The sequence below is a fragment of the Kitasatospora sp. MBT66 genome (assembly GCF_000710405.2).
Classification (GTDB): domain Bacteria; phylum Actinomycetota; class Actinomycetes; order Streptomycetales; family Streptomycetaceae; genus Kitasatospora; species Kitasatospora purpeofusca.
Map to the genome: position 1 here is coordinate 143,902 of NZ_JAIY01000005.1, position 23,253 is coordinate 167,154.

Annotated in this window: 16 protein-coding genes and 1 pseudogene; 15 read left to right on the forward strand and 2 right to left on the reverse strand. The window is 70.2% G+C overall.

What is annotated here, in order from left to right; translation table 11 throughout:
• Both BI06_RS49390 and BI06_RS11670 read left to right on the forward strand, forming a co-directional pair.
• A pseudogene (locus tag BI06_RS49390) lies at positions 1–517 on the forward strand (plasmid mobilization relaxosome protein MobC); the annotation flags it as partial.
• Positions 498–2,231, forward strand: a complete 1,734-nt coding sequence (locus BI06_RS11670; protein WP_233289444.1) for a relaxase/mobilization nuclease domain-containing protein — start codon at positions 498–500, stop codon at positions 2,229–2,231. The pseudogene BI06_RS49390 and the gene BI06_RS11670, both read left to right, overlap by 20 nt.
• 198 nt (positions 2,232–2,429) lie before the next feature.
• Here the strand turns inward: BI06_RS11670 and BI06_RS11675 are convergent, their stop codons facing one another.
• Positions 2,430–2,693: a hypothetical protein gene (locus BI06_RS11675; RefSeq protein WP_033825830.1), complete on the reverse strand. Its 264-nt coding sequence runs from the start codon at positions 2,691–2,693 to the stop codon at positions 2,430–2,432.
• Between the two features lie 92 nt (positions 2,694–2,785).
• Between BI06_RS11675 and BI06_RS11680 the strand changes: the two genes are divergently transcribed.
• The 12 genes from BI06_RS11680 (at position 2,786) to BI06_RS11735 (ending at position 21,874) form a co-directional block, all read left to right on the forward strand.
• Positions 2,786–3,484: a hypothetical protein gene (locus BI06_RS11680; protein WP_033825831.1), complete on the forward strand. Its 699-nt coding sequence runs from the start codon at positions 2,786–2,788 to the stop codon at positions 3,482–3,484.
• Positions 3,485–5,630: 2,146 nt separating this feature from the next.
• Positions 5,631–7,223, forward strand: coding sequence for an ISL3 family transposase (locus tag BI06_RS11685; RefSeq protein ID WP_043467768.1), 1,593 nt, complete (start codon positions 5,631–5,633; stop codon positions 7,221–7,223).
• Between the two features lie 359 nt (positions 7,224–7,582).
• Entirely contained in the window at positions 7,583–8,983 is a 1,401-nt protein-coding gene (locus BI06_RS11690; RefSeq protein ID WP_051740796.1) for an IS4 family transposase, read from the forward strand.
• 1,209 nt (positions 8,984–10,192) lie between these two features.
• Positions 10,193–10,741: a CRISPR-associated endoribonuclease Cas6 gene (locus tag BI06_RS11695; RefSeq protein ID WP_199520559.1), complete on the forward strand. Its 549-nt coding sequence runs from the start codon at positions 10,193–10,195 to the stop codon at positions 10,739–10,741.
• Positions 10,738–12,171: a hypothetical protein gene (locus BI06_RS11700; protein WP_051814361.1), complete on the forward strand. Its 1,434-nt coding sequence runs from the start codon at positions 10,738–10,740 to the stop codon at positions 12,169–12,171. The genes BI06_RS11695 and BI06_RS11700 overlap by 4 nt, the downstream gene beginning before the upstream one ends.
• The gene (cas7i, locus tag BI06_RS11705; RefSeq protein WP_033825833.1) at positions 12,168–13,193 is read left to right on the forward strand and encodes a type I-B CRISPR-associated protein Cas7/Cst2/DevR; all 1,026 of its coding nucleotides are present in this window, start codon (positions 12,168–12,170) and stop codon (positions 13,191–13,193) included. Before BI06_RS11700 ends, cas7i begins: the two co-directional genes overlap by 4 nt.
• On the forward strand, positions 13,190–13,867 hold the full coding sequence (cas5, locus tag BI06_RS11710; protein ID WP_033825834.1) for a CRISPR-associated protein Cas5: 678 nt from the start codon (positions 13,190–13,192) through the stop codon (positions 13,865–13,867). Before cas7i ends, cas5 begins: the two co-directional genes overlap by 4 nt.
• A 24-nt stretch (positions 13,868–13,891) precedes the next feature.
• Positions 13,892–16,306 (forward strand): CRISPR-associated helicase Cas3', encoded by a 2,415-nt coding sequence (gene cas3, locus BI06_RS11715; protein WP_199520560.1) that lies wholly within the window; start codon positions 13,892–13,894, stop codon positions 16,304–16,306.
• A gap of 664 nt (positions 16,307–16,970) precedes the next feature.
• Positions 16,971–18,293 (forward strand): MFS transporter, encoded by a 1,323-nt coding sequence (locus BI06_RS11720; protein ID WP_082527250.1) that lies wholly within the window; start codon positions 16,971–16,973, stop codon positions 18,291–18,293.
• A gap of 32 nt (positions 18,294–18,325) precedes the next feature.
• Positions 18,326–19,453, forward strand: a complete 1,128-nt coding sequence (locus BI06_RS11725) for a GNAT family N-acetyltransferase (protein WP_033825835.1) — start codon at positions 18,326–18,328, stop codon at positions 19,451–19,453.
• Positions 19,454–19,497: 44 nt separating this feature from the next.
• Positions 19,498–20,766, forward strand: a complete 1,269-nt coding sequence (locus BI06_RS11730; RefSeq protein WP_082527251.1) for an ATP-grasp domain-containing protein — start codon at positions 19,498–19,500, stop codon at positions 20,764–20,766.
• Between the two features lie 118 nt (positions 20,767–20,884).
• Positions 20,885–21,874, forward strand: coding sequence for a hypothetical protein (locus BI06_RS11735; RefSeq protein ID WP_043467770.1), 990 nt, complete (start codon positions 20,885–20,887; stop codon positions 21,872–21,874).
• Between the two features lie 127 nt (positions 21,875–22,001).
• Here the strand turns inward: BI06_RS11735 and BI06_RS11740 are convergent, their stop codons facing one another.
• The gene (locus BI06_RS11740) at positions 22,002–22,595 is read right to left on the reverse strand and encodes a toll/interleukin-1 receptor domain-containing protein (protein WP_051740800.1); all 594 of its coding nucleotides are present in this window, start codon (positions 22,593–22,595) and stop codon (positions 22,002–22,004) included.
• 304 nt (positions 22,596–22,899) lie between these two features.
• Here BI06_RS11740 and BI06_RS11745 point away from each other — a divergent pair, with 304 nt between their 5' ends.
• Positions 22,900–23,175, forward strand: a complete 276-nt coding sequence (locus BI06_RS11745; protein ID WP_233290111.1) for a hypothetical protein — start codon at positions 22,900–22,902, stop codon at positions 23,173–23,175.
• The last annotated feature ends 78 nt before the right edge of the window (positions 23,176–23,253 follow it).

The following is a 23,253-nucleotide window of genomic DNA, read 5'->3' on the forward strand; positions in this document are numbered from 1 at the left end:
CCTCGGTCTCCCGGCACCAGGGGGTGCCGGGAAGGAGAAGGAGGAGGAGACGATCGAACTGCTGAACGATGCCACCGAGCCGACCGCTGAGCCGACCACCGACGCGCCGCCCGCGCGCCGCCCGCGCCGTCGCCACCGCGACCCCCAGAGCCGCACGTGCAAGCTGACCGTGCGTCTGAACATTGAAGAGAAAACCGAGATCGACACCGCCGCCGCTGCCCGCGCCGTCACCGTCGGTCGCTTCCTCGCGACCAGCGCCATCAGCGCCGCCCGCGGAACACCCGCTGACCGCGACCCCCAAGACCGCCTCGACCGCGCCGTCGACGAGCTTGCCGCCTCCCGCGCGCAGCTCGCCCGCGTCGGCAACAACCTCAACCAGATGGTCTTCGGCCTCAACGCCGCCGGCTACGTCCAGCCGACAGAGCTGGCCCCGACCCTCGGAGCCGTCCGCGCCGCGGTCGCTGCGGTAGACGACGCCGCCGCCCAGCTGGTCGCCGGTGGACCAATTGGTCCCTGATATCAGCCGCGGCAGCAAGACGTACGGCCTGTTGGCCTACCTCTACGGCCCCGGCAAGCACGACGAACACTTCGACCCACACCTGGTGGCGAGCTGGGACGGCTTCGCGCCCGACCCCGGCCGCGACCCCGCAGCGAACCTGAAGCAGCTGGAGCAGGTCCTGGACCTGCGGGTCAACCAGCTCGGACCGAGGCGACCGAAGAAGCACGTCTGGCACTGCCCCGTCAGCGCCGACCCCGACGACCGGCTGCTCACCGACGAGGAGTGGGCCGAGGTTGCCCGCCGCGTCGTCGCCGCCGCCGGCATCGCCGAGCCCGGCGACCCGGACGGATGCCGCTGGATCGCGGTCCGCCACGACCCGCGCCACATCCACATCATGGCCACCGTCGTACGCGGCGACGGGCGCCAAGCCCGCCTCAACGGTGACGCCCAGCGCGCCCAGGACGAGTGCCGGCAGATCGAGAAGGACCTCGGCCTCAAGCAGCTCAATCCCGGTGACAAGACCGCCGCCAAGCGCCCGACCAGCGCGGAAACCCACAAAGCCGAGCGGCTCGGACGACCGGAACCCGTCCGCCTCCAGCTGCGGGACCAGGTGCGCCGCGCCGTCGCGGGCTGCGCGAGCGAAGCCGAGTTCTTCGACCGCCTCGCCGCCGCTGGCCTGCTGGTGCAGCGGCGCATCGGACCCTCCGGAGACACCCTTGGGTACTCGGTCGCTGACCCGGACGACCGCAACGGCAAGGGCGACCCGGTCTACTTCCCCGGCTCGAAGCTGGCCCCCGACCTCTCCCTCCCGCGCATCCGCAAGCGGCTGAGCGGCGGCGTCCGGGCCGCCGGGGCGAGCACCGCCGAGCCGGGCGACCCGGCCACCGGCACGGCCCGTGTGCCCGGCTCCAAGGCCGCCCGCGCCCGCCGGGACGCCGCAGCCGCGGTCGACGACGCCACCCGGACCATAGAGGAAGGGAGCGAAGAGGACGCAGCAGGGCAGCTGGTCGGCGCGATCGAGATCATTGACGTGCTGGCTGTCCGCGCTCCGGCCGACACCAGGGCCCAACTTCTATCTGCAGCGCGGGCGTTCGAGCGGGCATCACGCTCCCATGTGCGCGCCGAGCGGGCCGACAACCGGGCGGTGCGAGCAGCTGCCCGCGAGATGCTCAGCAGCGGCTACGCCGGGAACAGGTCCGAGGACGGCGGTGTGACCGCGATGCTGCTGTCGGCGCTGATCCTGCTGGCCATCGCCTCAGCCCGGTGGCACTCCGCGCGCTCGCACGCCCAGCAGGCCGCCGCCGCCAGCGCCGCTGCCGAGCAGCTGCGGGCGGCGTACGCCACGGTGGCAGCCCGCCCGATGGCGGCCATGGCCGCGCGAGGTCGCTCCCTTCCGCAGTCGGTCCGCGAGCGCCAGTACGCGGTGATCCGGGCGCAGTTGCCCGAAGCCGTGGCCGGCGAGCACGGCGGGAGCGACTGGGACGCGCTCGCGGCCACCCTCGCGGAGGCGGAGGCAGCTGGCCACGACCCGGCCGCGCTCCTGGGGAAGGCCAGGAACCGTCGCGAACTCGACACCGCCGACTCTGTCGCCGCGGTCATGGTATGGCGGGTGCGTCGGATCGCTGAGCTGTCGGCCCTGCCCTCAGTTGAGCCCTCGAGGTTCGGGCACCGCACAAGGAACCAAGGGGCGGTCACCCCGACGCCTTCACCACGCCGCCGGCCATCACGCTGACCGAGCGGAGATACGGCTGGCATCGGCCCGCTCCCGTGGTCGCGCTCTGAGAAAGCAGCACCGAGGACGCCACTCGCGGGTGGCGTCTCCGGTGTTCCCCGATGTGCCAGAGCGCCGTAGTCGTCACCGAGTGGGCTGACCGACCTGGGAGACCTGTTGCACGCGAAGGTGCTCGCCCAAGCCGCCGGCATCGCCTGATCACAGACTCCGCAGCGCCCTCTCACACTCGCGGCAGCGCTTCTCCTCCAGCTCCGCCGGGTACCACGGCTCTCCCGGCCGGGAAGGGCTGTAGTGAGAGTGCTCCATGGCCTCGGCGTTCCGGCCGCACAGTGTCCGCGGCAGCGGGTCCTCCGGAACATCGGGGTCCGATCCTGCGGCGTGAACCGCGAGGACGACGGGCTCGACACCGTCCGGCCCAATCTCCGCGTCGGGTTCAAGCTCGAAGAGAACGATCAGCGCCACGCACCAACCCTGCGGCACCCAGCCACCCGCCGCATCCCGGGGATCGTCCGATTGCGCAGCCAGCGGGAGACTGAACGAAGGAGGTACGTGCGATGACCAACGAAGAGGAGAGCGAGTCACAGGAGCCGCTCATCATCTCTGCCGAGGACGAGATGACGGTCAACACCTCGATGCTCGCCATCAAGAAGACCGCCGCGGGGGATGTCACGGGCCTGCGGACGGGTCGGAGCGTCGACGGTCGGGAGGCCGGAGCCGACGTGACCGATGACGGTCGGGTCGTCGCCCACACCGCCGGCCCGACACCCCAGAAGGATGACCGGGAGCGGAGATGCGGGCAGATTCTGGTGAACCACCTGAACGCTCAGGGCTCCCGGTGGGGCGTGCCCCAGTTGGCCCCCGGCGGAAGGCACGAGCAGGGCGTGGACTGCATCGCCGTCGACACTGAGGACGACACGATCAAGCTGCTGATCCAGGTCACGATGGTCGACCGCACCGACACTTGGAAGCAGCTCAGTCAGACCAAGGCCGCCGCCCACCCGGAGACAACAGTCGATGAGATCGTCGAGTCGGTGAGGACAGCGATCGAGGACAAGCGGTACCACCCAAAGAAGGGCATCCACCTCGCGCTCGACGCCACCGATAGCATCAGCTCTGCCCTGCCGCCGGTCACGGACGCCTTCCGGACCGCGTACGGCGAGTGGACGGCCGGCCTCGGATACGAAGGTGTCTACCTGGTCGGCCCGGAGAACCTAGTCGCCCGCCTGGACAGGCCCGGCGCTGGACGCGGCTGACGTCGACCGCATCCGTCCGGGCCCACCCGACCATCAGACCGGTCCAGACCAAAGACATCGCGTTGCTACCCCTCCCAGGGGCGATGGGCCCGGCTCCGACGGTCGCACCCGGACCGGCACTGACTAGTTCCTACCCCTCCGAGGGGCGATGAGACCAAGGCGAAGGCGTTCTGGGAGGCGCACAGTTGGTAGTTGCTACCCCTCCGAGGGGCGATTAGGCGCCTACGTCATCAGCCCGGTCTACATCGCCAGCCCGTTGTTACCCCTCCAGAGGGGCGATGAGACGTGGAGTGAGCGAGCCGGTACGGTCGCTGCCTACCGATTGCTACCCCTCCCAGGGACACGACGAGCCCCTCGGGGCTGGCGACGTGGTTGCAGGCCGACATGATGTTGCTACGCCTCCCAGGGGGATGAGCCCGTCCCGGAGTTTCAGGAGAGCGCGGACCGTTTCTAGTTGCTACCCCTTCGAAGGGGCAATGAGCCTTGGCCGTGGCGAAACGTGAGATGTGCACCAACGAGTTGTTACCCCTTCGTAGGCGATGAGACCCGGCAGTGTTCGGTGTCCTTCGGGAAACCTGGTTTGGGTTGCTACCCCTCCGAGGGTCGATGAGACGAGTGGACCGCGTACGGGATGGCCGGCCACCACGGGTTGCTACCCCTCTGAGGGGCGATGAGCCTCGACTTCCGCGGCACCTTCGACAACCTGGAGTACTCGTTGCTACCCCTCCGAGGGGCGATGAGACGCCGTCCGTGGTCGCCGACCAGCCGTGGTGGCTGATGTTGCCACCCCTCCGAGGGGCAATGAACCAAGCCGGGGTCCGAGTCCTGGATCGAGGGCACGTGGTTGCTACCCCTCCAGGGGGCTATGAGGACCGTAAGTCCACCATAGGGGCGGCTCTGACTGCAGCGCGCGGCGGAACACAATCAACGCGCAGTACACGTTGCTACCCCTCCAAGGGGCGATGAGACGCGAGCTGATCACCGTCGCCTTCGGTGCGCGCGGCCGGTTGCTACACCTCTGAGGTAATTCCGAGGACTGGCCCGACCCGCTCCGACTGCACTTTAACAAGTTGTTACCCCTCCGAAGGGGGATGGGATCCGTCGACGGGGAGACGGTGGACATCGCACGGGCCAGGTTGCGACCCTCCGAGGGACGACGAGCCGACCGGGTGATGGGCACCGTGCCCGCGGTTGATGAGCCCCAGTGGCGCACCGAACCGGCGGTAAGGGAGTATGCGTTGCTACCCCTCCGAGGGGTGATGAGATGAGCGAGGGCTGCATCCAGAGCCTGTACTGGGACATGTTGTTACCCCTCCGAGGGGCAATGAGACCGGCCGATCGACCGCAACACGAAGGAGGGGTTCGCGTTGTTACCCCTCCGAGGGCGATGATCCCCGAGGCGGGCAGGCACATCGAGGGGCGCGTCACCACGTTGCTACCCCTCCAAGGGGCGATGAATTCGCGGACGTCGGCCCGATCTTCACGGCGCTGACCGGGTTGCTACTCCTCCGAGGGGCGATCAGACGTTCGCCGCTGCCGGCACCCTGACCGTCATCACGAAGTTGCTACCCCTCCGCGGGGCGGTGAGACCAGCGACCGCGCAAAGCTCGCGCACAACGCCACGTTGTTGCTACGCCTCCCAGGGACGATGAGCTGGAGGACCCGATGACGCCCGGAACGCCCGTTCAGTAGTTGATACCCCTCCCAGGGGCGATGAGACCAGCGCGCAGTCGGACATGCTGATCCGCAGCCCGAGGTTGCCATCCCTCCGAGGGGCGATGAGAGCACGGTCCGGATCGGCTCCCACGACTCCGAGGCCCGGTTGCCACCCCTCCCAGGGGCGATGAGAAGGTCTCCGTGATCGGCACCGCCTGCTGGGACCTCGCGTTGCTACCCCTCCGAGGGGCGATGAGACCTACGGCCGGTCCTCCGAGACGACGACGCCGATCATGTTGCTGCCCCTCCGAGGGGCGATGAGGCCCGGTGGGTCTCCGGCATCGCGACCGCAGCGACCCGGTTGCTACCCCTCTGAGGGGCGATGATCCCACGTCGCCGCCGAGGTGTCGGCGGCGGCTGAACCGTGGTTCTGACCCACTTTCAGTGCTGGAGCCACGGAGCGTCACCAGATCCGCGATCATGAACGGTCGTGACTGACGATTCCCTCCACGACCTCTTGCTCCGCCAGGCCGCCGACATCAAGGTCAACACTTTGACCATCCACGCCGACCACGTGACCGTCCACGCCGCCACGACCGGCAACGAGGCGGGCTGTCCGTCGTGCGGGACCGTCTCGACCCGGGTGCACAGTAGCTACGTGCGGCGGGTGGACGACAGTGCGGCGGGCGGGCGGCGGGTGATGGTCGAGTTACGGGTCCGCCGGTTCCGCTGCCGTGAACGAGCTTGCCCCCGGGCCACGTTCGTCGAGCAGGCGGCAGGGCTGACCTTCCGTCACGGGCGGCGAAGCCAGGGCCTGCAGGCCGCGCTCCAGCAGCTCGCTCTGGCCCTGGCCGGCCGGGCTGGCTCCCGTCTGGCGGATGCCTTCGCGGTCCCGGTGAGCCGCTCCACACTCCTGCGGCTGATACGCGCCTTGCCGGATCCGGCACACGCGGTGCCGCGCGTTCTGGGCGTCGACGAGTTCGCCCTGCGCAAGGGCCACGTCTACGCCACGATCCTGGTCGACATCGAGACCCGCCGCGCAGTCGATCTACTGCCCGACCGCACGGTCGCCACCGTCCGGTCCTGGCTGGCCGACCACCCAGGAGTGAAGGTCGTCTGCCGTGACCGGTCGGCCTCCTACGCCGAAGCCGTTCGGCTGGGCGCCCCGGACGCGATCCATGTCGCCGACCGGTTCCATCTGTGGCAGAACCTCGCCGACGCGGTGGAGAAGACCGTGCTCCAGCACCGTGCCCTGCTGCCCGAACCGGCGCCTCCGGCTGAGTCGGCTCCGGCTGTCGCCTTGGCGTCTGTCAGCTCCGAGCCCCGCCGGACCGGCCGGCTGTCCGACCGGGTCCGCGAACAGCACGCCGCCGTCCACGCACTCATGGAGGACGGGTTCAGCCTGCGCGTCATCGCCCGCAGACTGGGCCTGGCTCGTGGCACAGTTCGCCGACTGGCCCGCGCGATGGACCCCGACGAACTGCTCGTCGGCCGCTGGACGGGACGCACCAGCATCCTCGACCCCTACAAGCCCTACATCGACCAGCGCTTCGCTGAGGGCCACACGATCGCCCGGCGCCTGTTCGAGGAGATCCGGCAGCGCGGATTCCCCGGGCAGGAACAGATCGTCCGCGAGTACGTTCGCCGACTTCGAGCAGCGTTCCCGCACCAGGATCCGCCGCGCCGAAAGCCCTCCGTCAGGGACGTGACCAGCTGGATCACCCGCCGCCCCGACCGCCTGCGCGACGAGGACGCTCAGCAGCTCAAGGAGATCCTCGTCCGAGTCCCGGTGCTGGCCACCACCGCCGAGCACGTCAGGGCCTTCGCGGAGCTGATGAACGACCGCCGCGGACGAGAGCTCAAGGACTGGATCACACGCGTCCAGCAGGACCAGGTCCCGGCTCTTCGCAGCTTCGCCAACGGTCTCCTGCAGGACCTCGACGCGGTCGTCGCCGGCCTGACTCTGCCCTACAGCTCCGGCGCGGTCGAGGGCCACAACAACAAGATCAAGATGATCAAGCGCCAGATGTTTGGCCGCGCCGGCTTCGACCTCCTGCGCAAACGCGTCCTCCTCGCGGCATGAGGTTGCCGGTCGTGGCGGCGTGGACGGTCACGTGGTCGGCGTGGATGGTCAAAGTGTTGACCTTGATGTCGGCGGCCTGGCGGAGCAAGAGGTCGTGGAGGGAATCGTCAGTCACGACCGTTCATGATCGCGGATCTGGTGACGCTCCGTGGGTCTGGCACGGAAAGTGATCCAGAACCAGTTTTCACCCAAGACCAGGAAGTTAAGCCGCTGCGACGTTCGTCAAGTCCCTGACGTGGCAACGGAGCCCCGATAGAACTGCGTCGACCAAGATCGCCGTTCTGGGGGCTCTGTTGGGTGTGCAGTCTGCCATGTCGCGCAGGGCTTCCATAGCCGAAGACGCTTTCTCAGCTGGCCACTTGGGCGAGCTGACCCGAATCGTCCCGCCCGAGCTGGTCGACGAGGTCCTCGCGGAGACCAAGCGAGTCCAGCATCGGGTGCGTCTACTTCCTTCCCGCACGGTGGTGTACTTCCTGCTCGCGATGACCCTCTTTCCGGAATCGGGCTACCTCGGCGTGTGGTCCTCGCTGGTCGCCGGGCTCGCCGGAGCAAGCAGCGACCCCTCGGCCACTGCGCTGCGTCACGCGCGGCGCCGGGTGGGCGCCGCCCCGCTGAAGTTGCTGTTCCAGCGCCTTCGAGGATCGGCCTCCAGCGCCACGACGCCCGGAGTGTATTGGCGGTCCCTCCACCTGGCGGCCCTGGACGCCACGACCCTCGCACTACCCGACACGCCCGCCAACTCCGCCCACTTTGGACGGGTCCAGGGCAAGAACGGAGCCGGCGGCTACCCGTTGGCCAGAGTCTCCGCCATCGTCGAATGCGGCACGCGTGCCCTGATCGACAGCGCCATCGCACCGCTCGCCTGCGGCGAGGCCACCCACGCCGTCGGCCTGCTGCGATCCCTGCGACCAGGAATGCTCTTGCTGGCGGACCGCGCCTACGACACCTACGTCCTGCTTCGAGCCACCGCCGATACCGGTGCCCACGCGCTGTTTCGCGCCCGGGGCCAGCGCGTCCTGCCGGTCCTTCACGCACTACCAGACGGCTCCTGGATCTCCTTCATCCCTCAGCCCTCCCACGCCCATCGCCTCAAAGTGTGGCTTCGGCGCGGCGGTGTTCCCGCGCAGATGCACGGACTGGGCGTGAGGGTCATCGAAGCGACCATCACAACCACCGACCGGGAAGGCGCCTCCCAGCACAGTACTCTGCGACTGATCACCACGCTGCTGGACCACACGCGCTTCCCGGCCGCCGAGGTCACCGCCCTCTACCATGAGCGGTGGGAAGCGGAGACCGCGTTCTTCGGTCTGAAGGTCACCCTTCGCGGAGCTGACAGAGTACTTCGCTCAGGCGCTCCGCATGGCGTTGACCAGGAGATATATGCCTACCTGATCACCTATCAGGCTGCCCGGATCGTGATGTGCCAGGCTGCGGACCACGCCGATCTCGACCCGGACCGCCTCTCGTTCACTGTTGCCGTTCGCGCGATCCGCGAGTCCGTCATCATCGCCAACTGCAGCCCACCGTCGCCCCGGCCGGTCCCGGAGGAACCAAGCCGACTGGCCACCACACTCCTCAAGCCGCGGAACCTGCATGCGAGTAGACGCCGACAACGAACCAGCGATCGCGCGGTGAAGCGACCACTGTCGCCCTACGCCTACAAGAGCCTCACGGCCAACCGCCGAAAACGGCATACCACCACGACCCTGACCATCACCCCGGCCCCGGACAGCGTGTTGACGAACGTCGCAGCGGCTTAACTTCCTGGTCTTGAGTTTTCACCCGTCGCCGAGACGAGGAGCAGCGCGAGCTGTGGCTGTTGCTACCCCTCCGAGGGGCGAGGAGCCGGGTGAGGTGACGCTCTTCGTCGCGCACTCGTTCCGATTGCCACCCCTCTGAGGGGCAATGAGACCTGCCGCAGGATCAACGCCTGGCTGATCGCGAAGATCTTGTTTCCCCTCCGAGGGGCGATGAGACTACGTGGACCCGGAGGCGGACGAGGCGCCATGGTAGTTGCTACCCCTCGAGGGGTGATAAGCCACAGGGTGTGCCAACGCCCGGCATGAGATGGCTGATCACGTTGCTACTCCTCCGACGGGTGATGAGCCTTCAACAAGCGGATACGTAGTTGGCGGTCTGAGCCTGTTGCTACCCCTCCGAGGGGCGATGAGGCGAATCCGGCCCACTGGTCGCCGGTGGACTACGCGACGTTGCTACCCCTCCCAGGTGCGATGAGACGAAGATCTACGTCAACCCGATCGTCGCCCTCATCTGGTTGCTATCCCTCCGAGGGGCGATGAGACGGCCTGGCTCTCGGTGCTCACCATGACCGGATTCCCGTTGCTACCCCTCCGAGGGGCGATGGAATGTGGATCTACCTGCTGCTGGAGGTCTACACCCACCGGTTGTTACCCCTCCCAGGGTGATGAGACCGCGCGCTTCCCATTCTCGTGGGAGGCGTTCATGAACTTGCTACCCCTCCCAGGGGTGATGAGACCCGATGGTAACGCCGCAGGTCGGTATCCGTGTTGGGCTGGTGGTTGCGCCAGGTTCTGCAGTAGGGGCCTGGTGATGTTGTCGATCACGGAGTTGGGGGCTGCGGTGCGCAGTTCGGCTTCGACCTGGGTGGTCGCGGCCAAGGGTACGGCGGCGAGTGCCGCCGGGGCCCCGGGGTGACTGTGCGCAATCTTGTGACGGCTGTCAGTGGCGCCGTTTAGGGTCCTGGAATGTGCGGCTGGTGCTTCGTCAGCCCACTGGGTTGTCATGCCATTTGAGCGTTGGGATGCGGGATGAGGGTGCGGCTTGCCGTGGTGACGGCGGCGGCGGAGGTGCCGTGGGGCAGCGTGCTTGCCCCTGGTCGCGGGTTGGTCTACGACGTACTGGGGCGGGTGGCTCCCGAGCTTGGGCGCCGGTTGCACGAGAACGGTGAGGGGCCCCACGGGATGGCGCCGTTCGGGCATGGAGCGCCGGTGTTCTCGTCCGCTCGTCGGCGGCCGGGGCGGTACGCGGCGGGCGGTCGGGGGGAGGTCGAGTTCGGCAGCCCGGTGCCGGCCATCGTGGAGGCGCTAGCGGCCGGGTTCGCGGAGCGCGAGCTGTTGGACTGGGGCGGAGTCGCCCTGCGCCTGACGGGCGTTGATGTAGTGGAGCCGCCGGAGTTCGCGGACGGTCGGGCGGTGCTGCGGACCGCCACTCCGGTGGTGATGAAGGGCTCCGGATGCAGTCCGGAAGGGGTGCGTGGGCCTCGCCAGGCATGGGTGCTGCCGGCGGAGCTGGAGTGGGCGGGCTACTTCCAGGGCAACCTGCGGCGCAAGGCCGAGACCCTGGGTCTGGACGCCAAGGTCAGCCTGGAGTCGGTGTCCTGGGTGGGGCCGAAGAGGTCGTTCGCGGTGGGGCAGGGCGCCAAGCCGGGGGCCGCCGTCGAGGTGGAGCTGTCGGGAGCGCCGGAGACGCTACGGGCTCTGTGGAGCTGGGGCCTGGGGCAGGCAAACTCGGCCGGGTTCGGCTGGGTGACGGCATGACCGCGCCCGCTTGCGGTGACCTCGGCCAGGGCCGACTGGTGCTGACCGCACATCCCTTGCAGCGGGTGGGGGCGTTCGCGCTCGCGGCCCTGGCTGGCGACGGCTCTCCGGAGGAGACCACCGAGGCCGATTTCGAGGTGGCGCTGTCGCAGATGGCTCGGGACGCGCTGCGTGCAGCGCTCGGACGCGACAGTAAAGCTCTGGATGGTTTCTGGTTGAAGGTCAGCTACTCCTTCTTCCCCAACACCGCGATGAACCACCCCAGCAACAGCAAGCGCACCGATGCCGAGATCGCGCAGCGGGTGGAGCAGTGGCGGACTCTGCCCCCGCCGTCCGGCTGGCCGCCCACGGTCTGCGCACTGTGCTCACGGCAGGCCGTCGGGTACTACGGGAAGAGCGACGTGCCGCTCGCCGAGAGCCCCTCGTACCGCAACACCACCCCGCGAGGCCACGACGGGATGGCCTTGTGCTGGCCGTGCCTGAACAGCTTCTACGCGCTGCCCTACGGGGTGCGCCTCACGGGCGGGCCGTCCATCGCCCTGCACAGCTGGGACGACAACTTCCTTCAGCACGCCGTGGCCGAGCAGGTCGACCACAACCGAATGCTCGCCGCCACCGGCGACGCCAGCAGGCGGCAGACCGGAGCGCAGGAGGTCGTCGCGCTGACCGCGCTGCGCACCCACCGCCAGCCGATGGGCGCCGCCGTCGAGCTGCTGGTATTCAACAACAACAACCGCGGCCAGGAGCTGGAGATCCACTCTCTGGAGCAGCCGCTGGCCGAGTGGCTGCGCCGCACCCAGCGGCTGGCTGACAGGCGTGCGGGTTTCGCGGAGCTGGTGCGCGCCCACGCCAGTTCGTCGACTCCCGGGCTCGTGACCTTGGCCCGCAACGTCTTCCGCGCGCCCAGCCGGATCGTGTCCGCCGGCCACGGCCGGCTGCTCGGCGGCCTGACCCGAACCGGGCGGGACCGGTCCCGGGCCGAATCTCTGGCTGTGCTGCTCAACTCCTTCGCTACCGAGGTAATGCTGATGACCGAGAAAGACCTGGCCGAGATCGCCAGGACCGCACGCAACGTGGCCGTGCTGCTGAACACCGCCACCACCGGCGGCCAGCTGCGGAGCTTCCGCACCCTGCTGCGCGACCCGTCGAAGCTGCGCGCGTGGCTGACCTCCCAAGGCGTGCAGTGGACCGTCAAGCCGCCCACGGAAGCAGCGGGGCCGTTGGTGACCGAGCGGGGCTTCGAGCTGCTGTTCAGCCCGGTCTCGCAGAACCCGGCCTGGTTTCACCGGGACATGCTCCTGGTCGGTGTGCTGCAGGAACTGAACTCGCTCGGCTGGAAGCCCGAGCAGCCGGAGGAGGAGGGCGAGGAGGATCTCGATCCCCGCGACCTCGAAGCGATGACGTTCGACACGGAGGATGAGCAGCAGTGACGTACCTGGTTGGCAAGATCGTTCTGGATGTGGTGGCGGGAGCCCCGAACAACGGACTGGCGGAGGACAACAACGGCAAGGTCAAGCAGTTGCGGGTGGGCCGCGACGCCTACCCGTACGTGTCGGCGCAGGCGTTCCGCCGCTGGCTGCGCGACAGCCTGCCCGTGCAGGAGTCCCGTTCGCCGGTGACCCGCAGCGGTTCCGGCGCGAAGCAGCAGGCGTACACCGCGGGCCGCCCCGATCTGCACCTGGACGACGACCTGTTCGGGTACATGGTGGCGGTGAAGAAGGAGAGCTACGGTCGCGAGACGGTGCTGGCGACCGGCACGTTCGTCTCCGTCGTCCCCCAGCGCCCGACCAGCGACTTCGGCACCATGAGCCGGGACTTCCCCGCCGGCGAGCACCCGGTGATCCACTCCCACGAGCTCTACAGCGCCGTCCTGGCCGGGGACGTGCTCCTGGACCTCCCCCGTGTCGGTGTCTTCGAGACGGACGGCACCGGCCTGCGCACCGCGCTGAGCCCGGCCTCCGCCGATGAGGCCGTCAAGGCGGGTGCCGAGAAGACGACGCTGCGCGGCACCGGCGCGGTCAAGCTGCCGCTGGCGGAGCGCCGGCGGCGGGTGGACACCGTGCTGCGCACGCTCGCCGCGGTGCGCGGCGGCGCGAAGCAGGCCCTCCACTACGGTGACCGCGCCCCGGCGCTGGTACTGCTCGCCTCGGTCAAGGGCGGGGTGAACCCGTTCACCCGGATCGTCGGCGCCGACGACGGCCGGCCTGTCTTCCAGGCCGATGTGCTGCGCGAGGAGATCGCGGCGTGGAGCGACGAGCTGGACGGCCCGGTGCTGGTCGGCTGGTCGCCCGGGTTCCTCGGTGACCAGCGCGAGCGGGCGGTCAAGGACCTCTCCGATCTCGTCGACAGCGGCGCGGTGGTCTTCGGGCACCCCCGGGTGATCCTGAACGGCCTGGCCGACCGGATTGGTGCGGGCGAGCACGACGCCTGGTTCGAGGACCCCGCGGCATGACGGCTGCCTCGGTCACGGCGCTACGGGTGACGCTGATCGCGCCGGTGGTCTCCTTCCGCAACCACCTGTACGCCGGTGTGCAGGTCACCCATCCCTGCCCGCCCCCGTCCACCGTCGCGGGCATGCTCGCGGCGGCGGCCGGCGGCTGGGACACGGTCGACATCGGCCTGCGGTTCGCCATGGCCTTCCACGCCGCCGGCAGCGGCATCGACCTGGAGACCTACCACCCGCTGGACGCGACGGGGAAGGCCACGACCCCGGTGCCGCGCACCCGCGAGTTCCTCGCCGACGCCACCGTGCACGTCTGGCTGCTGGACGACACCGAGACGTGGCGCAGCCGGCTCCGGCGACCCGTGTGGCCGCTGCGGCTCGGCCGAAGCCAAGACCTCGTCGGTATCCGCCTCGACCACACCGTCCTCACCTTGGTCGAGGGCGAGCAGCGCGGGGCCGTCGTCCCAGCCTTCCCGAAGGCCCAGGGCACGCTGCTGCGGCTGCCGACGTCAGTGGCCCCGGGGCGGGAGCGGACCGTCTGGGGCGACTACCGGCACGACGCCACCGCCCGCAGCAGCACCCTGGTGCCCGGAAGCTGGTCGGACGCCGACGGCCAGGCCGTCCTGCTGCTGCCGCCGGTCCACCCCGGCGCCCACTTCACCACCATCGTCAGCCCGGCCTGACCCAGCAACAGAAAGGAGACAACCTTGGGCACGAGCGCCGATCCCCTGCGGACGCTGCTGGCCAAGAGCGCCCGCGGGGCCGTGCCACCCGAAGAGCTGACGGTGCACTTGGCGGCCACCTTGGCGGCCGGGATCGAGCTCGCCCGGCGGATCGGCCGGATCGAGGCCGCCGAGCGGGTGCTGGACGGCCGGTTCTGGCCGGCCGCCCAGCTGAGCGGGCTCTACCACGACGGAGGCAAACTCCCCGACGGCTGCCAGCAGATGCTCCTCGGCCGGGTGCGCTCCTGGGGCGAACGCCACGAGATTGTCTCCCTGGGCTTCCTGCCGGCCCTGGTCCCGGACGAGCAGCTGCTCGGGTGGGTGGCGGCAGGTGTCGCCACCCACCACCGCGCCCTGACCGGCAGCAACGGCCGCGATCTGCGCTTCCTCTACGACGGCCTGACAGCGGACGAACTCGCGAAGCGGATCGGCCCGATCGACGAGAACGCGGTGACGGCGCTGCTCGGCTGGCTGCACACCACCGCGGCCACCGCCCTGCTCCCCACCACCGACAAGACCGGCACGCTGAGCAGCACCGGCCTCACCGACATGGCGCACGGCATCCTCACCGAGTTGCTGAACCGCTGGGACAGGCGGGTGGCCGCCGATGTCGGCCTGGCCGCCGTCCTGCTCCAAGGAGCGGTGACGGTCGCCGACCACCTCTCCTCCGCCCACGGCTGTCTCCACACCTCCCAGCCCTTCGACCACCGCTTCCGGCCCGCCCTCGAAGAGCAGATGTCCACCAAGGGCCGGGTGCTGCGCGAGCACCAGCTCCGCGCGGCCGAGACCAGCGGTCACCTGCTCCTGCGCGCGCCCACCGGGAGCGGCAAGACCGAGGCCGTGCTGCTGTGGGCGGCCCGCCAGGTCACCGAGCTCGCCCAGCACACGGGCGGGGTGCCCAGGGTCTTCTTCACCCTGCCCTACCTCGCCTCCATCAACGCGATGGCCGACCGCTTCGCCGACCTGATCGGCGACCCGGAGCTCGTCGGCGTCGCCCACTCCCGCGCCGCCTCCTACCACCTGGCCGCCGCCATCCGCTCCACCGACAACCCCGACGAGGACGAACAGGCCGGGCCCTGCCAGCAGAGCGAGGTATCGAAGGCCCTGTCACGGGCAGCGTTCACCCGCCTGTTCCGCGAGAGCGTCCGGGTGGGCACCCCGTACCAGCTGTTCCGCGCGGCCTTGGCAGGCCCGGCCCACGCCGGCCTGCTCGTGGATGCCGCGAACTCGGTGTTCATCCTGGACGAGCTGCACGCCTACGACTCCCGCCGCCTCGGCTACATCCTCGCCACGGCCCGGCTGTGGGAGCGCCTGGGCGGACGGATCGCCGTCGTCTCCGCCACCCTGTCCGACGTCCTCGCTGACCTCTTCAAGGACACGCTGGCCCAGACGCCAACCCTCGTGGACACCCCCGATCTCGGCCTGCCGGCCCGCCACCGCCTGCAGGTCCGCCAACACCACCTCACCGACCCGGCCACCACCAACGAGATCCGCGCCCGGCTCGAAGAGGGCCAGAGCGTGCTGGTCGTCGCCAACAACGTCGCCCACGCCCTGGCCCTCTTCGCCGAACTCGCCCCACACTGCCGGGCCCTCCACGGCGACGACAGTGCCTTCCTCCTGCACTCCCGCTTCACCCGCCAGGACCGCAACCGCATCGAACAGAACATCCGCGCCCGGTTCGCCAGCGCAGCAGCCGACCGCCTCCCCGGGCTGCTGGTCGCCACCCAGGTCGTCGAGGTCAGCCTCGACCTCGACCTCGATGTCCTCTTCACCGCCGCCGCACCCCTGGAAGCCCTTCTCCAGCGCTTCGGCCGCGTCAACCGCCTCGGCGCCCGCGAACCGGCCGACGTCATCGTCCACGCACCGGCCTGGACCCGCCGACGCAACCAGCCAGGTGAGTTCGCCGACGGCATCTATCCTCGCGAACCGGTCGAGACCGGCTGGCAGCGCCTGCTCGAACACCAGCACCGCATCATCAGCGAGGCCGACGCGACCGGCTGGCTCAACACCATCTACGCCACCGACTGGGGCAAGCGCTGGCACGGCGAAGTCGCCACTCACCGGGACGCCTTCGAGAGCGCCTTCCTCACCTTCCGCCGTCCCTGCGCCGACCGCACCGACCTCGCCCAGACCTTCGACGAACTCTTCGACGGCACCGAAGCCATCCTCGAACAGCACCGCGCCGCCTACACCCAAGCCCTCACCCAGGGCACTGCCGCCGAAGGACGCCTCGTCGCCGACCAGTACCTCATCCCCATGCCCGCCTGGGCCGCCCCACTCAGCCGCTACGAGAAAGCCCTCAACGTCCGCATCCTTGACGCCGACTATGACCCCGACCTCGGCCTCCTCGCCATCCGCGGCCCCCACCGACACGCCTACCAGACCAGCCAGGTCGTGTGACGGCCGCCGGCGCATCAACAACGCACGGTAGGTACGCTCATCGCCCCGTTCAGGGGTAGCAACCCCTTGAAGCCGAGCACCAGGGCGAAGGCTCAGCGGGTCTCATCGCGCCCGGCGGAGTAGCAACTAGCGCAGACCAGCGGTAGCAGTACCACCGTGCCTGTTCTCATCGCCCCTGAAAGGGGTATCAACTACCACTCCCAAGAGTCGAAGCCGAAGGTTCTGCCGCCCTGATCTGCCTTTGAAGGGGCGGCAACTCCAAGGAGCACAGGTCCAGGGCGGCGATGCCAATCCCCTTGCTACTGGACTGGGTTGAGTGATGTCGGAGCCGTTGGCCTGACAGCGCTGTCACTCGCTGGACTTCGTACTGCGCCAGCTCGCCGCCACCGCGCGCACCAAGAGGCAAACCGCGCGGGCCCGGCCGGTGACAGGGCCGCGCGCTGCGCGGTGGCGCAATGGCCGAGAGCCCACCGGATAGGGCCCGTGGCGCCCCTGGCGCTTTGATCAATCCGCACGGATCACCCAAGCGCGGCTTGTACCACATGATCGGCGCGATGCGTCGGGCTGCATGGCACGGAGTCTTGGGGTCCGCCCGCCGACGAACGCGACCGACGCTTCGTCGGCGGGCGCACCACCGAGCCACCGACGCCAGCAGGAGCAGCGCATGTCCGTCTTCCCGTTCACGGAGCCCGGCGACCGCGCCGAGCGCGCCCTGCGGCGGGCACCGCAGAACGACCGGGACTGGCTGCTGCGCTGCTACGTGCTGCGCGGCACCGACGCCCTTGCGGGTTCGGTGATCACCTACGCCGTGCCGCTGCTGGTCCTGACCCTCACCCACTCGGTGATGTGGACCGGGGCCGCGTTCCTGCTGGAGTGGCTGCCCCGGCTCGCCGCGATCGTGCTCGGCGGCCCGCTGGTGGACCGGCACAGCCCGCAGACCGCAGTCCTGGCGACCAGCCTGGCGCGCGGCGGGGCCGCCCTGCTGACCCTGGCGGGGATGAGCCTGGGGCTCGGCGTGCCGATCGTGCTCTGCTTCGGCGTCGTCGCCGGGATGCTCGCCGAAGGCAGCTTCCTGGCCGTCGAGTCGCTCGGGTCGGAGGCGAGCCGACGAGCGGGCGCCCAGGCGCACCGGGTGCAGTCGCGGTTCACCGCGATCGACCAGAGTGCCGCGCTGCTGGGCCCGCTGATCGGCGGCGCCCTGCTGCTCGCCGGTCCGGCCCTCCTGCTGGCCACCGTGGCGATCCTGTCCGCGGTCACCATCACCATGGCGCTGGTCATGCACACTCCGCGCGTGCGCCTGCGTCTGGTCGCCGAGCACCCCCGCGAGCGCGCCCGCGAGGCCCTGGCCGGCGGCCTGCATGGAGTGCTTGGCACCCCCGCCCTCGCCTGGCTGGTGGCCACGCTCGCCGCCGCGAACCTGCTGTCCGGCCTCCTCCAGGTCTCCACTCCGATCACCGTCACCCGGGACCTCCACCACAGCACCGCCGCCACCGGCCTGGTGTGGAGCGTCGCGGCCGTGGCCTCCCTGCTGGCCGTCCTCGCCGCCAAGCCGGCCATCGATCGCCACGGCCTGTTCCCCGTGATCCTCACCTCCTCCGTCGTCACCTGCGCAGCCGCCGCCGGAGCCGCCCTGTCCCCCAACCTGGTCACCTACACCGCCGCGGTCGCCACCCTGATGGCCGCCGAGGGCGCCGCGACGGTCGCCCTGCGCACCGCCCGTGCCCGCCTGATACCCGCCCGGCGCTTCGGCGCGACGCTGTCGGTCTGCGTCCTGCTCGTCCTGGCCCCCCTGCCGCTGGCCGGCCTGCTGGTCGCCGTCGTCCCCGCCGACGGCGTCCGGGCCCTGCTGTTCGCCGGAGCTGTCGCCGTCACGGGCGCCACCGCCTTCTGCCTGACCGGCCTCCACCGGCACCGGCACACCTACGAGCAGCCGGCCGCCGAGCCCGCCGACCAGGACCAGCCCGCCATCCAGGCCGAGGCCGCCTGAGCCTCCCCCAACCCCTTGGAGACCGCCACCGCATGACCCTGCCCCACTTCGCCGTACCCCAGGCCAACGCCCGCTGGTACGACAAACCCGACGACGCCCCGGCCGACACCCGGCGGGCACCGCACCCCTCCCGCACCCGGGCCTGGGCGAGCGCCTGGTCGACGCTGACCACCGAACGGATCCTGGACCACCACCACCTCCACCTCACCGACCCCGCCACCGGGGCCGCCGAGACCATCTCCTTCTTCCTCACCGACGCCGACGGCTCCCCGTACTGGACGAGCCAGGAGACCGACGCCGGCGTCCCGCCGGTGTGGCCCGGCCGAGTTCTGTACGCCGGGAGCCCGCACGCCGAGTACGGCGGCGCCGGCACCGCGACCCCCACGCTGGCCTCCGCCACCACCCGGGCCGGCCTCGACCTCGCCACCCGGCTCGGCGCCGACGCCCTTGTCCACCCCGGACTCGACCAGGCCCAGGCCGACCGACTGACCACCGCCGCCTGCGCCGCAGACGCGGGAAGGGTCCTGAACCTGGCCACCGACGTCGCCTGGACCCGCACGCTCGGACCGACCCTCGACCAGTGGTGGCAGGGCATGCCCTCGCGCCAACGCCGGGACATCCGCCGCCGCTGGCGCCGCGGCACCGAGGCCGGCCTCGTCCTCGAGCCGCTCACCCACGCCCGCGACATCCTCGACGCCGCGCCCGCCTTCGCACCGCTGGCCGCCGGCACCGCCGACCGCCACGGAACCCGGCTGTACGGAATCGACATGTTCGTGCAGCTGGTCACCGTCCCCGGCACCGTCCTGCTCACCGCCCGCCACGACGGCCACCTCGTCGGCGGGATCTACGGCTGGCTGTACGACGGCTGCCTCTATCTCTGGGCCTCCGGCCTCGACTACGAGCACCCCCAAGCGCCGCTCGTCTACACCTGGCTGATGTGTGAGTCCGCCCGCTGGGCACTCGACCAGGGCGCGACCCTCATCGACGCCGGCCGCGCCAACCACCTGGCGAAGGCGCGCCTGGGTTACCGGCCGCGCATCCTGCGCACCGTCGTCCACCTGACCGGCCACCAGCCCGCCACCGAGCACGCGCTGCGACGGCTGTCGAAACTCCTCGGTGACCAGGCCGCCCCGCACCTGTCGGCGGGGGCCCGCTGGTGAACCCCACCGTGCCCGCCGCACCGCCCCGTACCGGAAGGACCAGCATGACCACCGTCAACGCCCCGACGAACGACACTCGTGACGAGGGGGTGCTCCTGGTCCTGAGCTCGGGAGACCGGGACTATCGCTCCTACTGTCTCGCCTCCGCCGCCGGGCGCAGCCCGCTGGTCCTGGTTAACGCCACCGAGCCGACCTGGCAGCTGGATCACGTCCGTGACCACGAGGTGGCCCACCTCAACGATCTGGAGCAGCTGCGGTGGGCGGTCGCCCGCCTCGCCGAGCGTCACGACATCAAGGGCGTGGTGACGTGGGACGAGTACGCGCTGGTGCCGGCCGCGCACGTCGCCGCCGACCTCGGCGTACCCGGGCAGTCCTCGGCCACCGCCGCGGCCTGCCGAAACAAGGCCGCCTCGCGGGCGGTGTGGGCCTCGGAAGGCGTGCCGTCCGCCCAGTCGATCCGGGTCACCTCCCTGGTGACCGCCGCCCGCGCGGCCCGCCGCATCGGCTACCCCGTGGTCCTCAAGCCCGCCGCCCACGCGGGCAGCATCGGCGTGATCAAGGTGGAGAAGCCCGACGACCTGTCGGGCGCGTTCGCCTACGCCGGCGGCCGGGCCGAGGACCAGGGCGAGGAGGGCAGCGGCGTCCTGGTCGAGGAGTACCTGGACGGCCCCGAGATCTCGGTCGAGTGCGTCACCCGCCGCGGCATCACCACCGCCGTCGCCGTCACCCGCAAGGAACTCGGACCGGAACCCCACTTCGAGGAGGTCGGCCACGTCGTGGCCGCCGGCGACCCGCTGCTCGCCCAGGTCGGCCCGGTCGCCGAGGCCGCCCTGGACGCCCTCGGCATGAACAGCGGCATCTCCCACGTCGAGATGCGCCTGACCGCCGACGGCCCGCGGCTGATCGAGGTCAACGGGCGCATCGGCGGTGACTTGATCGGACACCTGGTCCGTCTCGCCACCGGCATCGACCTCGCCGCCGCGGCGGCCGACATCGCCCTCGGACGCGAACCCGACCTCACCCCCACCCGCTCCGGTGCCGCCGGCGTCCGCTTCCTCTACCCGGCCGCCTCCGGAACCGTCCGCACCGCCCGGCCCCGACCCGAACTGGGCAGCCCCGCCTGGCTGGAGCGCCTCGTGTGGGAGCGTCACCCGGGCGAGCAGGTCCTCCTGCCTCCGGCCGGCGACCTCGGCACCGCGCGCCTGGGGCACATGGTGGTCACCGGCGCCGACGCCGCCCAGGTCCACGAGCACCTCGCCCACGCCGAGGGCCTGCTCGACATCGCGGTCGACCCCTCCCCGGCCGAGGACTGACCCACCGAACCGACGGCGGGCCCGGCGCACTGCTCGCGCCGGGCCCGCCCCGCGACCGTAGCCGCTCGCCCGCACCGACGACACCCCCAGGCCCGAGCCGACCACCGAGAACAGGACCGTGGACCTCCCCTCCTACGCCACCGCCCTCGCCGCCCGCCTGCCCGGCACCTGGACAGCCGAGCACCACCTGGACCTCGATGCGGACATGGCCGACATCGTCTCGATGCTCGCCCTCGGCCCCATCCGGTACGCCGACTTCCGCAACGCCTCCGTCCTCACCGACCCCGCCCGGCCGATCGGTCTCCTCGTCACCGAGGATCAGCACACCACCGGGCTCGGCTACACGATCCGCTCGATCGCCCTGACCGGCGGACACGCCTACACCCAGCAGGCCGTCGCCGACGACCAGCTCCAACTCGCAGTCCCCGCAGACCCGGAGCCCGCAGCGGCCGACATCGAGCGCACCCTGCTCTCATGCCACGACCGGCTCATGGCCCGGCACCGGCTGGCCGTCCTCGAAGAAGCCCTCCAAGGAGCCCAACTGGCCCTCGACCACTGGGACTCGATCTCCGACGGCCTCTGCGACGAAGACGGCTGGCCGCTGGACGAGCAGCTCTACGGCGACGGCAAAGTCCGCCGCGGCGCCGACGCACTCGCCCACCTCCAGCGGGTCCTGCCCCACGCCGACGCGCTCCTCCAAGACGGCCACGCCGCCCACCAGCTCCTGCCGCTCGGGCAGGAAGCCGACCGGGCCGGCTACTACCTGCGCACCCTGGCCGTCACGTTCGTGGGAGCCAACCGGATCCTCGGCGAGTGGAACGCCATCCTGCGGCGCCACACCCGGGCGGACGGGACACCGATCGAGTCCGGCCACACCGCCGCGGTGGAGGAGCGCAACGCGGAGATGTGGTCGAACATCGACACCTGGCTCAGCACCGGCCCGGCCCTCGCCGCCCTGCTTCACGGTGCTGCCGCCTCAGCCGAGCCGCCCGCCCGCGCCGCCGCCGCAGAGGCACGCTCACCTCGACTCCACAGGGCAGCCTCCGCCCTCGTCGTCCAGGTCCTGCGCGCCGAACAGGCCACCACCCGACCTGCCCCGAGCAGGTGAAGTCCCTGTCCTGACAGAGAAATCCGGCAGGCCGACCTGGCCACGGGACGACGGACTCCAGCCTCGCCTCACCAAGCGCCCCGGACGTGTGCGGCTGTGGTGGTTGGTCGCGGCAAGCACGAACCTGCTACACCTCGCCGCCCTCCTCCCAACGGCACTCAGTGCAGCGCACCCCGGCGTACTGATCTCCGCGGTCGTAGTCGGTCGCACCCCACTGTTCGAGCTTGGCTGGCGGAGCGCCGCAGTTGGGGCAGATCACGTAGACGCCGGCTCCGTGAAAGGACACGGCCTCGATGGTCGCCTCGTCCAGGAGCTGTTGGACGCCCTGAAGGAATCCGGTGGTATCGACGCCCAAGATCTTGTTGACGGCGGTCTGGTCGTCGTCTTCGGTCACGGAGACCCAGTACAGGGGGCGGAGGAGCGCAGGGAGTGGCGTGTCGTCCAGGCGGACCGGGATAATCCTGAGTCCGTCTTCCAGTCGCCGGATGATCGCAGTCTCCAACTCGGACTTGACCCACTCCGACGTGCTGGCGTGTTCGGACCAGCAGACCAGCACAGTGTCGACAGTGTCCAAGGCGACCCCGACTTTGCCAGGAATGGAGTCGCCGGGGCTCAGTTCCCACTCATCGAGCCAGATGTCCACGCCGCCCAACCGCAGCTTCGTGGCGAAGGAGCGAACGGCAGGCTTGTCCTTATGGTTATGGGAAACGAACGCGCGCACTGCTGCTCCTTGTCATCCCAAAGACCTAGCACCAGGTTATCGTCAAGATGACGTTATCGCATCCATGGGGTGAACCTGCCCACCACAGGCATAGTCACAGCTGGATAACGAAGTGTCGGTTTCGGGAATAAATCTGGCATGTGCCCGGTTGACCCCGGCATCGCTAACGAAAGGGCTGTACTTGTCGGATTCGCCGAGACCTCACGACGGCCACAACGACCCGCTCGAGCCGGCTGACCTCCCGCCGCTCGATCACATTGAGCTCTCGATCCCCGACTTCCCCACGCTCTCGCCGGACAAGCCCGTGATCCGCGCGGTCCCGCACCACGACGAGCTGAACCCCCGCGGCAGCGTGATCACCTGCGAGGAGTGCAAGGCGGTCCGCGACTGGCTGCTCCTCAACGTCCGCGCGCACGTCTTCGTCCGCTGCCGCTGCGGCCACGAGTGGCTGGAGGGTGATCTGACGGTCGAGTACTTCGAGCAGCACTTCTCGGCGCCCGAGACCGCCTGGGACGACTTCGAGACGGCCATGGCCTCGACGGGCTACGACGGTGCCTGGGCCGGCATGTACCTCAACTGAGCAGCCACACCGCAGCCGACGGCGGCGGGTGGCCGGCACGTGGCCAGGCTTCGGTGGACTCCGTGAAACGACGACGGG

Bases quoted from the DNA above. Each gene is read 5' to 3' on its own strand.
- BI06_RS11680 (WP_033825831.1), top strand. From the start codon at position 2,786: ATGACCAACGAAGAGGAGAGCGAGTCACAGGAGCCGCTCATCATCTCT.
- BI06_RS11700 (WP_051814361.1), top strand. From the start codon at position 10,738: ATGACCGCGCCCGCTTGCGGTGACCTCGGCCAGGGCCGACTGGTGCTG.
- cas5 (WP_033825834.1), top strand. From the start codon at position 13,190: ATGACGGCTGCCTCGGTCACGGCGCTACGGGTGACGCTGATCGCGCCG.
- BI06_RS11720 (WP_082527250.1), top strand. From the start codon at position 16,971: ATGTCCGTCTTCCCGTTCACGGAGCCCGGCGACCGCGCCGAGCGCGCC.
- BI06_RS11725 (WP_033825835.1), top strand. From the start codon at position 18,326: ATGACCCTGCCCCACTTCGCCGTACCCCAGGCCAACGCCCGCTGGTAC.
- BI06_RS11730 (WP_082527251.1), top strand. From the start codon at position 19,498: ATGACCACCGTCAACGCCCCGACGAACGACACTCGTGACGAGGGGGTG.